The sequence below is a fragment of the Alistipes muris genome (assembly GCF_943193205.1).
Classification (GTDB): Bacteria; Bacteroidota; Bacteroidia; order Bacteroidales; family Rikenellaceae; genus Alistipes; species Alistipes muris.
Window position 1 is genome coordinate 207,699 of the sequence record NZ_CALPDD010000001.1, and the last position, 13,028, is coordinate 220,726.

The following is a 13,028-nucleotide window of genomic DNA, read 5'->3' on the forward strand; positions in this document are numbered from 1 at the left end:
CCTTATTTCAGTTTATCGCGCATCCGGATTTCGGTAATGACCTTTTTGGTGTAGAGCGGGAAGTCGCCGTTCATCATCCACGCGTAGTAGCTCGGTTCCTCGCGGAAGATTTCGGCTACGGAGCGGCCTTTGTACTTGCCGAATCCGAAGACCTCCTCCCCTTTTTCGTTGTAGAGGATGCGCCCCGCATAGTCGGCCGCTTCGCCCCGGCAGGAGTAGGCCGCCAGCGCGTCCACGTCGTTTTCCAGGTCGTCGTAGCGGTCGAGCTGGGCCTTGAGCACTTCGTAGGTCGCCCGCGTGTCGGCTTCGGCCGAGTGGGCGTCTTCGAGTTCCTTGTCGCAGTAGAACTTGTAGGCCGCCACCAGCGTGCGCTGTTCCTTTTTGTGGAAGATGTTCTGCACGTCGATGAATTTGCGGCGCTTGAGGTCTACGCTGAGCCCCGCCCGCATGAACTCCTCGACCAGCAGCGGCAGGTCGAAGCGGTTGGAGTTGAATCCTCCGAAGTCGCAGCCGCGGATGAATTCTTCGAGCGACTTGGCCACCTGCGCGAATTTCGGCGCATCGGCCACGTCGGCGTCCGTTATCCCGTGCACGGCCGTCGCTTCGGCCGGTATGGGCATTCCGGGGTTGATGCGGCGGGTCCGGGTATCTTCCGTGCCGTCGGGCATGACCTTTATCATCGAGATTTCCACGATGCGGTCTTTCGAGGCGTCCACACCCGTGGTTTCGAGGTCGAAGAAGACGATCGGCCGCTTCAGGTTCAGTTTCATACGCGCCCTTATGCGTTAATCATCATCGGCATCAGCAGCATCAGCGTCGCGCTCGTCTGCTTCTCGTCGTAGACGGGTTTGAAGACGCCCGCGCGGGTCGAGTCGGCCAGTTCCACCATCACGGTCGGGGTCTCCATGTTGGAGAGGATTTCCACCATGAAGGTCGATTTGAAGCCGATGGAGATTTCCTGCCCGTCGTAGCTGCACGAAATCGTTTCGTTGGCCGATACCGAGAAGTCGATGTCCTGGGCCGTGAGCGTTATCTTGTTGGCCGCGATGTCCATGCGGATCAGGTTGGTCGTCGGGTTCGAGCAGACGGCCACGCGCTTGATGCCGTTCAGCAGTTCGATGCGGTCCACCAGCACCTTGTTGGGGTTGTTTTCCGGAATCACCGCATTGTAGTTCGGGTAGTTGCCCTCGATGAGCCGGCATACCAGCGTGTGGCTCTTGAGTTTGAACTGGGCGTTCTTCGAGTCGAAAGCCACTTCGATGGCGTCGTCTTCCTTGAGCAGCACCGATTTCAGCAGGTTTGCCGGTTTCTTCGGCAGAATGAACGAGGCGGTCTCCGCGTTCTCCATTTCCGATTCGTGCTTCACCAGTTTGTGGGCGTCGGTGCCTACGAACGTCAGCGCGCCGGGCGTCAGACTGATGAATATGCCGTTCATCACGGGGCGCAGTTCATCGTCGGCCGTCGCGAATATCGTCTTGTTGATGCCCGCCACCAGCGTGTCGACATCCATCTTCAGTTCCTTTTTCTCCGCGCTCAGCTGCGGCACGGCGGGATAGCTCACGGCGCTGGCTCCCGGGATGGAGAGCGAGCCGCTCTTCCAGTTGATTTTGATTTCCCAGTTCTGGTCGTTGACGTCGACGGTCAGCGGCATCTCCGGAAATTCCTTGAGCGAATCGAGCATCAGTTTGGCCGGGGCCGCAATCGTGCCCTCGCTCTCCACGCTCTCCACGGCTATCGAGCCTACCAGCGTCGTTTCGAGGTCCGAGGTGGTCACCTTCAGTTCGCTGCCGCTCAACTCCATCAGGAAGTAGTCGAGGATGGGCAGCGTATTTTTGTTGCTGATGACTTTTCCGGTCGTCGCCAGCAGCGAGAGCAGTGCGGAGCTTGATACTGAGAATTTCATACTTTTTTCTTTCTGTTTATTTCTGTTATGTTCTTTGCTTTTCTCTTACAGGGTCGCCAGCTTGTCCAGCGCCATGACAATCATTTTCTTCACGAACGGTTTGTAGTCCGTGCAGGCGTCCAGCGCGATGCGTTGGGCGATAATCGTGCAGATCGTCGCCGCACGGTGCCCCATCAGCGCCGCCAGGCCCGCCAGCGCCGAGCCTTCCATCTCGAAGTTGGTGATGCGTCGGCCGCCGAAGTCGAACGATTCGATTTTTTCGTTCAGATGCGCGTCGTGCGGTTCGAGCCGCACCCAGCGGCCCTGCGGGGCGTAGAAGCCCGGTGCCGCGATGGTCATGCCCTCCGTCGTCGCATCCTTGAAATGCTCGAAAAGGGTCTTGTCCGCATTCACGAAATAGGGGCGCGGCATCTTCTCGTACCAGCCCGTGTGCTTCACGAACGCTTCTTCCAGTTCCAGGTCGCAGACGGCGTCGCGGCCTTTGTAGTAGCTCAGCAGTCCGTCGAAGCCCACCGACGTGCGCGAGAACAGGAAGTCGCCTACCTTGATGTCGGGCTGGATGGCGCCCGAGGTTCCCAGGCGCACCAGCGTGAGCTGCCGTTTCTCGGCCTTTTCCTGCCGGGTTGCGAAGTCCACGTTGGCCAGCGCGTCCAGCTCCGTCACCGAAATGTCGATGTTGCCGATGCCGATGCCCGTCGAAAGCACCGTCATGCGCCGGCCCTTGTAGGTTCCGATCACGGTGTTGAATTCGCGGTTCGAGACGCGGCATTCCACGTTCTCGAAATGTTCGGCCACCAGGGCCACACGGCCCGGGTCGCCCACGAGAATCACCGTGTCGGCCAGTTGCTCGGGACGCAGATGCAGATGGAAAATGGAGCCGTCTTCGTTGATAATCAATTCGGAAGCGGGAATAGTACGCATGGTCGTCTGATTTTTGATTTTCATAATTGGCATAAAAGTAATATATTTACATCGAATTACAAAACTTCGGGCGAAAATTTCGTCGTTCCCGAAGTCCGGTTTACCTTTAATTGCAGCATACTTTCCATGACGCTCATCAAATCCATTTCGGGCATCCGCGGCACCATCGGGGGGCCTGCGGGCGACAACCTGACGCCGCCCGACGTCATCAAGTTCACTACGGCCTACGCCCGGCTCATCGCCGAGCGCAATCCGGGCAAAAAACTTACCATAGTCGTGGGGCGCGACGCCCGGCTGTCGGGCGAGTTGGTCGGCGACCTGGTCGAGGGCACCCTGCTGGCCTGCGGCGCCGATGTCATCAACGTCGGGCTGTGTACCACGCCCGGCACCGAAATGGCCGTCATCACTAAAAAGGCCGACGGCGGCATCATCATTACGGCGTCGCACAATCCCCGCCAGTGGAACGCCCTCAAGCTGCTCAACGCCGAGGGCGAGTTCCTTTCCGATGCCGAGGGCAAACGGGTGCTGGCCATGGCCGAGGAGTGCGGTTTCGACTACCCCGCCATCGACGCCATCGGTCATGTCATCTCTCGCGAGGATTTCAACGGCGAGCATATCCGCCGCGTGCTGGCGCTGCCCCTGGTCGACGCCGAGGCCGTGCGCAAACGGCATTTCAAGGTGGTCGTCGATGCGGTCAATTCGGTCGGCGGCATCGTCATGCCCAAATTGCTGCGCGAACTGGGCTGCGAGGTCGTCGAGCTCAACTGCGAGCCTTCGGGCGAGTTCGCCCACAATCCCGAGCCGCTGCCTGAGAATCTTACGGCTATCGCCGAAGCCATCGTGCGCGAAAAGGCCGACCTGGGTATCGTCGTCGACCCCGACGTCGACCGGCTGGCATTCGTCAGCGAGAACGGTTCGATGTTCGTCGAGGAATATACGTTGGTCGCCGTGGCCGATTACGTCCTTTCGCGCAAGGCGGGCAATACGGTTTCCAACCTTTCGTCGTCGCGGGCTCTGCGCGACGTGACGCAGCGTTACGGCGGCAGTTACTTCGCGTCGGCCGTCGGCGAGGTCAATGTGGTCGCCAAGATGAAGGAGGTCGGCGCCGTCATCGGCGGCGAGGGCAACGGCGGGGTCATCTATCCCGAGCTCCATTACGGCCGCGACGCGCTGGTGGGCACGGCTTTGTTCCTCACGTGGCTCGCGTCCAAGAACATGAAGATGACCGAGTTGCGGGCCACTTACCCGGCCTATTTCGCGTCCAAGAACAAAATCTCGCTCACTCCGGCTATCGACGTGGATAAAGTTCTGCGTGAGGTAAAGGCCAAATATGCCCATGAAAACGTGAACGATACGGACGGCGTCAAAATCGACTTTGCCGACTGCTGGGTCCACCTCCGCAAGTCCAATACCGAGCCTATCATCCGCATCTACACCGAGGCCCGGACGATGGCCGAAGCCGATGCGCTGGCCCAGCGTTTCATCAGCGAAATCAAAACCATATGCAACTTGTAGACATGGATAAAGTAAAGCATTATATAGACGCCAATAAGGAGCGTTTCATCAGCGAGTTGTTCGACTTGCTGCGTATCCCGTCGGTCAGCGCGCAGTCCGAGCACAAGCCCGACATGCAGCGTTGCGCCGAGTGGCTCGCCGCGGCTTTGGTCAAGGCGGGTGCCGACCGGGCCGAGGTGATGCCTACCGACGGCAATCCGGTGGTGTACGCCGAGAAAATCATTGACCCCAAGGCCAAAACCGTTCTGGTCTACGGCCACTACGACGTCATGCCCGTCGACCCGCGTGCCGAGTGGCGGACCGACCCGTTCGAGCCCGTCATCGAGAACGGCCGCATTCGGGCCCGCGGCGCCGACGACGACAAGGGGCAGCTGTGGATGCACGCCAAGGCGTTCGAGGCCATGTGCGCCACCGATTCGCTTCCCTGCAACGTCAAGTTCATGTTGGAGGGCGAGGAGGAGATCGGGTCGGCCAGCCTTTACGGTTTCTGCCGCCGCAATAAAAAGTTGTTGAAAGCCGACGTCATTCTGGTGTCGGATACCTCCATGCTCTCCATGTCCACTCCCTCCATTACCTGCGGGTTGCGCGGGTTGACTTACATGGAGGTTGAAGTGACCGGGCCCGACAAGGACCTCCATTCGGGGCTCTTCGGAGGTGCCGTCGCCAACCCCGCCAACGTGCTGGCCCGGCTCGTCGCCGGTCTTATCGACGAGAACGGCCGCGTGACGATTCCGGGTTTCTACGACGATGTCCGCGAGCTCACGCCCGCCGAGCGCCGGGCTTTCAACAAGGCGCCTTTCAGCCTGTCCGCCTACAAGCGTTCGCTCAGTATCGGCGACGTCGAGGGCGAAGCCGGGTTCACCACCCTCGAACGCACCGGAATCCGTCCGTCGCTCGACGTCAACGGCATTTGGGGCGGTTATACCGGCGAGGGAACCAAGACGGTGATTCCCTCGAAAGCCTCGGCCAAGATTTCGATGCGGCTGGTTCCGAACCAGGATTTCCGGAAGATAGGCAAACTCTTCGAGGCCCATTTCCGTCGCGTCGCGCCCAAGAGCGTCAAAGTCTCCGTCAGGTTCCTGCACGGCGGCATGCCCTACGTGGCGCCTACCGACATGCCCGCTTACAAGGCTGCCGAGCGCGCCGTCGCCGATACTTTCGGCTGCAAGCCTCTGCCTTTCTATTCGGGCGGGTCGATTCCCATCATCAGCGGATTCGAGGAGATTCTGGGTATCAAGTCGTTGCTGCTGGGCTTCGGGTTGGCCGAGGACGCCATCCATTCGCCCAACGAGAGTTTCGGGCTCGACCAGTTCCACAAGGGCGTCGAGACTATTCCGCTGTTTTATAAGTATTTCGCACAATAGACGCCAGGGCCCGGATTCAAATCCGGGCCTTTTTGCAGGGCGATTCGGATTTTTTTCTTAATTTAGCACCCCTAAAACCAAGACCCATCATGTGCGGAATAGTCGGTTATGTCGGCGGGCGCGACGCCTGCCCCATCCTTATCAAGGGCCTGCACAGGCTCGAATATCGCGGTTACGACAGTGCGGGCGTCGCGTTGGTCGGGGCCGGCGGCGGGCTCAACGTCTACAAATGCAAGGGCAAGGTCGCCGATCTGGAGCATTTCCTCGACGGCAAGGACCTCTTCGGTCATATCGGTATCGCCCATACGCGTTGGGCGACGCACGGCGTGCCCAACGACGTCAATGCCCATCCCCATTACTCCGAATCCGAGGACATCGCCTTGATTCATAACGGTATCATTGAGAATTACCGCGTGCTCAAGGACGCCCTCGTCGAGAACGGCTATACTTTCCGCAGCAGCACCGATTCGGAAGTGCTCGTCAATCTGATCGAGTACGTCCGCAAGACCAACAGCTGTTCGCTCCTCGAAGCCGTGCAGCAGGCTTTGAAGCAGGTCGTCGGGGCCTACGCCATCGCCATCATCGAGAAGAACAACCCCGACGAAATCATCGCCGCGCGTCAGAGCAGCCCGATGGTCGTGGGTATCGGTCAGGACGAGTATTTCCTCAGTTCCGACGCCACTTCCATCATCGAGTATACCGAAGATTTCGTCTACATCAACGACGGCGAGGTCGCGGTCATCAACCGCCATAAGCCTTTGAAGGTCGTCACCCTCGACAACCGGGAGAGCAACATCGACATCAAGAAGCTCCAGCTGTCGATTTCCCAGCTCGAAAAGGGCGGGTATCCCCACTTCATGCTCAAGGAGATTTACGAGCAGCCCGGTACGTTGGTCGACTGCATCCGCGGCCGTATCAACGCCGAGACCTACGAGGTCAAGCTCTCGGGCGTCATCGACCACCGCGACAAGTTCGTCGCCGCCCGCCGCATCATCTTCGTCGCGTGCGGTACTTCGTGGCATGCGTCGCTCATCGGCGAGCATCTGATCGAATCCATCTGCCGCATCCCCGTCGAGGTCGAGTACGCCTCGGAGTTCCGTTACCGCAACCCCATCATCCGCGAGGACGACATCGTCATCGCCGTCTCGCAGTCGGGCGAGACGGCCGATACCTTGGCCGCCGTCGAGCTGGCCCGCAAGGCCGGGGCCTTCGTCTTCGGCATTTGCAACGTCGTCGGTTCGTCCATCGCCCGCGCCACCGATTCGGGGGCTTACATCCACGTCGGACCCGAAATCGGCGTCGCTTCGACCAAGGCGTTCACCGGGCAGGTCACCGTCATGGCCATGCTCGCGCTCGCCATCGGCCGCGAGAAAGGCACCGTCTCCGACGATTACTACCGCGAGGTCTCCAAGGCTTTGCTGGAGTTGCCGCAGACGCTCGAAGAGGTGTTGAAGGTCGGCGACCAAATCAAGGATTTGGCCAAGATTTTCACCTATGCCCACAATTTCATCTACCTCGGCCGCGGTTACAATTACCCCACGGCGTTGGAGGGGGCTTTGAAGCTCAAGGAGATTTCCTACATCCATGCCGAGGGTTACCCCGCCGCCGAGATGAAGCACGGGCCCATCGCGCTCATCGACGCCGAGATGCCGACCGTCGCCATCGCCACGCCCGACCATACGTACGAGAAGACCGCTTCCAACATCGAGGAGGTCCGGGCCCGCGGCGGCAAGATCATCGCCGTCATGGCGCGCGGCGACGAGCAGGTGCGGCGTTCGGCCGATTATTGCATCGAGGTGCCTGTCATCACCGAGTGCCTCATGCCTATCGTCGTGTCGATTCCCTTGCAGCTCATGGCTTATTACATCGCCGTCTACAAGGGGCGCAACGTCGACCAGCCGCGCAACCTCGCCAAGTCCGTCACGGTCGAGTAGGAAATGTCATTCTGAAGAATCTGGAACAAAAAATAAAGGCGCCGACTTCTCGTGAGGTCGGCGCCTTTATCTTACATCATTTCTTCGTAGGCGTATTGCACGGCCCGGTTGATGATTTCGATGAAGCCGTGCGTCTTCCGGAATTCCTGGACCGCCCGTTCCACGAAATCTTCGGCATACAGAAAACTCTCGTCTATCGGTTTCTCTACGCACCAGTCCTTGTGCTTCAGCAGCTCTGCGTGTTCGCAGTCGGCCGGAAATCCCGTCGGTACGCGTTTGAGTTTGTTGTCCGTGTTGAGCCGGAATCCTTTGGCCGCGTCGATGGCTTTTTGCAGTTCCGTTCCGTTGTCAAGAATTTCTTCGCGCACCGAGCGCAGCAGCAGCGGTTCGGGGCAGTAGATGCCCGAAATCAGCATATGCTCGCCTATCATCCGGTCGCCTTTCGGGGCTATGTGCAGGTAGTAGCCCGCATAGCCCGATTTCTTGCCTTTCGGCGCCACGAAGATTCCCAGCCAGTTCTTGTAGGGGCTTTTGTCGTTCGAGAACCGCGTGTCGCGCGCTATGCGGTAGGTGCAGTCCTGCACCCGCAGTCCCCGTACCGTGGGGTCGAACGCCGCGATTCCCTCGATCAGTTCTTCGGTCAGCTTCGCCGCCAGCGCCTTCACATGCGTCCATTCGCTGCGGTGCGCGTCGAACCATTCGCGGGTGTTGTTTTCGTCCAAACGGCGGAAGAAGCCCACGATTTCTTCCATGTCGGCCGGGCGGATTACCATGCGAAAAGCGGATATTCGGCCATCAGCGCGTTCACGTCGCGGCGTACCGATGCAATGTTCTCCTCGTTTTCGGGGTCGTGCAGCACCCGGTCTATCAGTTCCACGATGCAGTCCATCTTGTCTTCTTTCAGACCGCGGGTCGTGATGGCCGGGGTCCCGAAGCGCAGGCCCGACGTCTGGAACGGCGAGCGGCTGTCGAACGGCACCATGTTCTTGTTGGTCGTAATGTCGGCCGCCACCAGGCATTTTTCGGCCAGCTTGCCCGTCAGGTCGGGGAACTTCGTCCGCAGGTCCACCAGCATCAGGTGGTTGTCCGTGCCGTCCGACACGATTTTGTAGCCGCGTTTCACAAAGGCGTCGGCCATCGCACGGGCGTTTTTCTGCACTTGGCGCTGGTATTCTTTGTAGCTCGGGTCGAGCGCTTCGCCGAACGCCACCGCCTTGGCCGCGATGACATGTTCCAGCGGCCCGCCCTGGATGCCCGGGAATACGGCCGAGTTGAGTATCTGCGACATCATCTTCACCGCGCCTTTCGGGGTGGTCTGTCCCCACGGGTTCTCGAAGTCCTTGCCCATCAGAATGATACCTCCGCGAGGTCCGCGCAGGGTCTTGTGGGTCGTCGAGGTCACGATATGCGCATGTTTCACCGGGTTTTCCAGCAGCCCCGCCGCAATCAGTCCGGCCGTGTGGGCCATGTCGACCAGCAGCAGCGCGCCCACCTTGTCGGCGATTGCGCGCATCCGGGCGTAGTCCCATTCGCGCGAGTAGGCCGAGGCCCCGCCCACAATCAGCTTGGGCTTGCACTCCAGCGCCAGCCGTTCCATCGCGTCGTAGTCGATGCGTCCCGTCGCTTCGTCCAGCTTGTACCCTACGGCCTTGAAATATTTGCCCGACATGTTTACCGGCGAGCCGTGCGAAAGGTGTCCGCCGTGGGCCAGGTCGAGCCCCATGAACGTGTCGCCCGGTTGCAGGCACGCGAAGAATACCGCCATGTTGGCCTGCGCGCCCGAGTGGGGCTGCACGTTGGCATACTCGGCACCGTAGAGACGGCAGATGCGTTCGATGGCGAGGTTTTCGATTTGGTCGACCACTTCGCAGCCGCCGTAGTAGCGGGCTGCCGGATAGCCCTCGGCGTACTTGTTGGTCAGCACCGAGCCCATGGCTTCCATCACCTGGTCGCTCACGAAGTTTTCCGAGGCGATCAGTTCGATGCCGTGCATCTGACGGCTGCGTTCGGCACCGATCAGATCGAAAATCCGGGAATCTCTTTCCATAAGTTTTTTGCGGGTTTTTTGTTGGTTCTTCTTTCGATGGGTAAAGATAAGTCATTTTCGCCGAAATTCAAGAGTTTCCGGCCGTGTTTCAAATATTTTTCGTATCTTCGCGGCGCAACAGGCAAAACGATTCAACATAAAATATTTGAAGACTATGAAATTACTCGAAGGAAAAGTGGCTGTCGTGACGGGAGCTGCACGCGGCATCGGCAAGGCCATCGCGCTGCAGTTCGCCGCCGAGGGGGCCAACGTGGCTTTCACCGACCTGAACATCGACGAGAACGGCAAGGCTACCGAGGCCGAAATCGCCGCTTTGGGCGTCAAGGCCAAGGGTTACGCATCGAACGCTGCCAATTTTGAGGATACGCACAAGGTCATCGACGAAATCGTCAAGGATTTCGGCCGTATCGACATTCTCGTCAACAACGCCGGTATCACCAAGGACGGTTTGATGATGCGCATGTCCGAGGCTCAGTGGGACGCCGTGCTGACGGTCAACCTCAAGTCTGCGTTCAACTTCATCCACGCCGTCACGCCCATCATGGCACGTCAGAAGAGCGGTTCGATCATCAACATGTCGTCCGTCGTCGGCGTCAGCGGCAACGCCGGCCAGTGCAATTACTCCGCTTCCAAGGCCGGTATGATCGGTCTGGCCAAGTCCATCGCCAAGGAGATGGGTCCCCGCGGTATCCGCGCCAACGCCATCGCTCCCGGTTTCATCATCACCGACATGACCGATAAGTTGCCCGACGAGGTCAAGGAGGGTTGGTACCAGCAGATTCCCCTGCGTCGCGGCGGTACGCCCGAGGACGTCGCCAAGGTCGCTTTGTTCCTCGCTTCCGACCTCTCGTCGTACGTCTCCGGCCAGGTCATCCACTGCTGTGGCGCTATGAATTGTTAAGGAGCGGTACGAGCAGACGAAAAATCGCTGAACCGATGTCTTCGGACATCGCGGATATGAAAAAACACTCGCCGAGTTTATTCGGGCGGGTGTTTTTTTCATATCCGGTCTTTCATGGAAAGTTCAGCGATTTTCGTTTGCCGCCGCGATGCAAACAATCACGGAGTGCAGCGACGTAATTGTTTCCCCGGATTTTGAGCTGGTTTGTTCTTCCCGAAGCAGTATCCCGCAGGGATTTTCTGTCGCAGATGTTTTGCCGCCGCGACGCAGACAATCACGGAGTGCAGCGACGTAATTGTTTCTCCCCTGCCTGTCAAGTTTCGGTAGAATTGCACTATCTTTGCATTATCTAATCGTCTTTCCCATGAAACGTCTCTTGTCCATCCCGTTCTTCGTGTTGAGCCTGTCGGTGGCCCCGGCGCAGGAGGTCGCCTGGCTCCCGTCGCCCGACGCCAAGACGCTCGCCATGGGCGGTGTCGCCATGACTGCCCTTTCGGGTTCCCACCCCATTTACAGCAATCCGGCCATGGCTGCTTTTTCGCTCATGCCGTCGCAGGTTTCGTCTTCTTATTACGGGCAGGGCAAGTCCAATTATTACGCCGTTACGGGTTATTGGCGTTTCGACAATTTCAACCTCACCCAAATCGGTTGGCGGCAGTTCTTCCGCGAGCAGGGCGGTAACGACATGGCCGTCGATTTGGGTTATTCGCGCCGTATCGGCGACCGTTGGGCCGTCGGCGGCGTCACCCGTTACATGCACTTCAAGCGCTCCGAGGGTTCGGGCGATGCCTTGGCGGTCGATTTGAGCGTGGGTTGGATGAAGCCCTTGAACAGCGTCGGCGACTTTTCCACTTTGCGCGTCGGCGCCAAGCTCGGTAATCTGGGTGGTTATTTCCATAAGAGCGATTATTCGCTCCCCATCAGCCTCACGGCCGGCGTCGCGTTGGATACGTTCCTTTCCGACGCCCACGAACTGACCGTCGGTGCCGATTTCGGTTATTGTTTTTCGCCTTCGCCCGTGCGCGGGTGCCAGGTGTCGGTCGGCGCCGAGTACAACCTCATGCAGCTCGTGCAGTTCCGGGCCGGATACCATTACGGCGAGCGGCGGGATTACTACCCCTCCTATGCCAGCGTCGGCGCCGGGCTCCGCATCCTCCACCTGCGGCTCGACTTCGCCTACCTTTTCGCCCAAAAGAACACCTTGCTGCGCAATACTTACAGCATCAGTTTCGGGCTCGATTTTTAGGGTCCGCCCGATATTCGCCTAAAGAGGGACGTCAGATGCGTCCCTCTTTTTTCAGTGTTTCCAGCAGTCCTTCGCAGCCGTCTTCCAGCAGGTCCAGCACCAGCTCGAAACCCTCGTGCCCTTCGTAATACGGGTCGGGCACATGGCTCCGGTCCGGGTGTTTCCGGAAGAATTCGCGCATGCGGTCAATCCGTTCGGCCGCTTCGCGCGACGGCGCCAGCCGATGGACATCTTCGTAGTTCATGTCGTCCATGACTACGATGCGGTCGAATTCCGCGAAGTCTTCTTCCTCTATCTTCCGCGAGCGGTGCGTAAGTCCAAGTCCCCGTTTCGCCGCCGCGCTCCGCATCCGCGGGTCGGGCAGTTCGCCGCGATGGCCTCCGTAGGTGCCTGCCGAGTCGATTTCGAGCCGTTCCGACAGCCCCTGCGTTTCCGCAAGGTGCCGCATGACGCCCTCGGCGGCCGGCGAGCGGCAGATGTTGCCCAGGCAGACGAAAAGTATTTTGTATTTTTCCGGCATGGTCGGTTGTTTTCCGCGAAGATAGGCAATCTTTTTGTAAATGGCAATGAAGACGTTCCGAACAATATTGTCGCCTGCGGGGAGTTATACATTGGGGGAAATGTCGTACCTTTGTCCCGCATCCGCAAGTGCAGATTATAACGTGAAAGCCATGAAATTGAAACGTATCGCGATGCTGGTCGTCCTGCTTCTGAGTTCCGCGCCGTTCGCCGGTTCGCAGGAGACGCGCCGCAGGGTGTCGAACGTCGAGGTGCTCGACCTCGACGGCAATCCGGCCATGTTGCCCCAGTGGGGTAAAAAGAACCTCCTGATATTCTACGTCGATCCCGACCGTCATAAGCAGAACGAGGATTTCACCATCGAAATGGAGCAGAACCACAGGGCCGCCGGCGACAACCTCTACGGTTTCGGCGTCATGAACCTCAAGGACGCTCCCATGATTCCCAACGGCATGGCTCGCAGCATGGCTAAGAAGCGCACCGCCAAGAACGGCGCCGTCGTGCTCGCCGACCAGGACCGTACGCTCAGTACCGCCTGGGGGCTGGGCGATTGCAACAACCAGTTCGTGCTGATGATCGTTTCCAAGGAGGGCGAGTTGGTTTTCATCCGCAAGGGGGTGCTTTCCGAGGCGGACAAGGAGGCTTTCTACAAGGCGGTCGAGCCTTACAGATAAATCC

Annotated in this window: 12 protein-coding genes; 6 read left to right on the forward strand and 6 right to left on the reverse strand. The window is 59.1% G+C overall.

The genetic code is table 11. From position 1 onward, the window contains the following. Positions 1-2: 2 nt before the first annotated feature. The 3 genes from NFR47_RS00990 to NFR47_RS01000 are packed head-to-tail and all read right to left on the reverse strand — an operon-like array spanning position 3 to position 2,824. Positions 3-770 carry a 3'-5' exonuclease gene (locus NFR47_RS00990; RefSeq protein WP_251213713.1) on the reverse strand — a complete coding sequence of 256 codons (768 nt, stop codon included), beginning with the start codon at positions 768-770 and terminating at the stop codon, positions 3-5. An 8-nt stretch (positions 771-778) separates the two neighbouring features. Beyond that, complete coding sequence (gene dnaN / locus NFR47_RS00995) at positions 779-1,903, reverse strand: DNA polymerase III subunit beta (protein WP_251213714.1); 1,125 nt, start codon at positions 1,901-1,903, stop codon at positions 779-781. Between the two features lie 45 nt (positions 1,904-1,948). Further along, positions 1,949-2,824: a nucleoside phosphorylase gene (locus NFR47_RS01000; RefSeq protein WP_251213801.1), complete on the reverse strand. Its 876-nt coding sequence runs from the start codon at positions 2,822-2,824 to the stop codon at positions 1,949-1,951. A 126-nt stretch (positions 2,825-2,950) separates the two neighbouring features. On the opposite strand from NFR47_RS01000, the gene glmM reads away from it, so the two are divergent. The 3 genes from glmM (at position 2,951) to glmS (ending at position 7,637) form a co-directional block, all read left to right on the forward strand. Next, positions 2,951-4,339, forward strand: a complete 1,389-nt coding sequence (glmM, locus tag NFR47_RS01005; protein ID WP_251213715.1) for a phosphoglucosamine mutase — start codon at positions 2,951-2,953, stop codon at positions 4,337-4,339. A gap of 2 nt (positions 4,340-4,341) precedes the next feature. Beyond that, the gene (locus tag NFR47_RS01010) at positions 4,342-5,703 is read left to right on the forward strand and encodes a dipeptidase (protein ID WP_251213716.1); all 1,362 of its coding nucleotides are present in this window, start codon (positions 4,342-4,344) and stop codon (positions 5,701-5,703) included. Between the two features lie 89 nt (positions 5,704-5,792). After that, a complete protein-coding gene (gene glmS, locus NFR47_RS01015) occupies positions 5,793-7,637 on the forward strand; it encodes a glutamine--fructose-6-phosphate transaminase (isomerizing) (protein ID WP_251213717.1) in 1,845 nt (614 codons plus the stop codon). Positions 7,638-7,708: 71 nt separating this feature from the next. On the opposite strand, the gene NFR47_RS01020 is transcribed toward glmS, so the two are convergent. Further along, positions 7,709-8,410: a DUF2461 domain-containing protein gene (locus NFR47_RS01020; RefSeq protein ID WP_251213718.1), complete on the reverse strand. Its 702-nt coding sequence runs from the start codon at positions 8,408-8,410 to the stop codon at positions 7,709-7,711. Further along, positions 8,404-9,684, reverse strand: a complete 1,281-nt coding sequence (glyA, locus tag NFR47_RS01025) for a serine hydroxymethyltransferase (protein WP_251213719.1) — start codon at positions 9,682-9,684, stop codon at positions 8,404-8,406. The genes NFR47_RS01020 and glyA overlap by 7 nt, the downstream gene beginning before the upstream one ends. A 154-nt stretch (positions 9,685-9,838) precedes the next feature. Between glyA and fabG the strand changes: the two genes are divergently transcribed. Next, a complete protein-coding gene (gene fabG, locus NFR47_RS01030; RefSeq protein WP_251213720.1) occupies positions 9,839-10,585 on the forward strand; it encodes a 3-oxoacyl-[acyl-carrier-protein] reductase in 747 nt (248 codons plus the stop codon). Between the two features lie 364 nt (positions 10,586-10,949). Further along, on the forward strand, positions 10,950-11,831 hold the full coding sequence (locus NFR47_RS01035) for a PorV/PorQ family protein (RefSeq protein WP_251213721.1): 882 nt from the start codon (positions 10,950-10,952) through the stop codon (positions 11,829-11,831). Between the two features lie 31 nt (positions 11,832-11,862). Here NFR47_RS01035 and NFR47_RS01040 read toward each other — a convergent pair whose 3' ends face one another. After that, entirely contained in the window at positions 11,863-12,351 is a 489-nt protein-coding gene (locus NFR47_RS01040; RefSeq protein WP_251213722.1) for a low molecular weight protein-tyrosine-phosphatase, read from the reverse strand. Positions 12,352-12,502: 151 nt separating this feature from the next. On the opposite strand from NFR47_RS01040, the gene NFR47_RS01045 reads away from it, so the two are divergent. Continuing rightward, positions 12,503-13,024, forward strand: coding sequence for a hypothetical protein (locus NFR47_RS01045; RefSeq protein WP_251213723.1), 522 nt, complete (start codon positions 12,503-12,505; stop codon positions 13,022-13,024). Positions 13,025-13,028 lie beyond the last annotated feature (4 nt).

Bases quoted from the DNA above. Each gene is read 5' to 3' on its own strand.
- NFR47_RS01000 (WP_251213801.1), bottom strand. From the start codon at position 2,824: ATGCGTACTATTCCCGCTTCCGAATTGATTATCAACGAAGACGGCTCC.
- NFR47_RS00990 (WP_251213713.1), bottom strand. From the start codon at position 770: ATGAAACTGAACCTGAAGCGGCCGATCGTCTTCTTCGACCTCGAAACC.
- NFR47_RS01035 (WP_251213721.1), top strand. From the start codon at position 10,950: ATGAAACGTCTCTTGTCCATCCCGTTCTTCGTGTTGAGCCTGTCGGTG.
- NFR47_RS01040 (WP_251213722.1), bottom strand. From the start codon at position 12,351: ATGCCGGAAAAATACAAAATACTTTTCGTCTGCCTGGGCAACATCTGC.
- glyA (WP_251213719.1), bottom strand. From the start codon at position 9,684: ATGGAAAGAGATTCCCGGATTTTCGATCTGATCGGTGCCGAACGCAGC.
- NFR47_RS01020 (WP_251213718.1), bottom strand. From the start codon at position 8,410: ATGGTAATCCGCCCGGCCGACATGGAAGAAATCGTGGGCTTCTTCCGC.
- fabG (WP_251213720.1), top strand. From the start codon at position 9,839: ATGAAATTACTCGAAGGAAAAGTGGCTGTCGTGACGGGAGCTGCACGC.
- NFR47_RS01045 (WP_251213723.1), top strand. From the start codon at position 12,503: ATGAAATTGAAACGTATCGCGATGCTGGTCGTCCTGCTTCTGAGTTCC.
- dnaN (WP_251213714.1), bottom strand. From the start codon at position 1,903: ATGAAATTCTCAGTATCAAGCTCCGCACTGCTCTCGCTGCTGGCGACG.
- glmS (WP_251213717.1), top strand. From the start codon at position 5,793: ATGTGCGGAATAGTCGGTTATGTCGGCGGGCGCGACGCCTGCCCCATC.
- glmM (WP_251213715.1), top strand. From the start codon at position 2,951: ATGACGCTCATCAAATCCATTTCGGGCATCCGCGGCACCATCGGGGGG.
- NFR47_RS01010 (WP_251213716.1), top strand. From the start codon at position 4,342: ATGGATAAAGTAAAGCATTATATAGACGCCAATAAGGAGCGTTTCATC.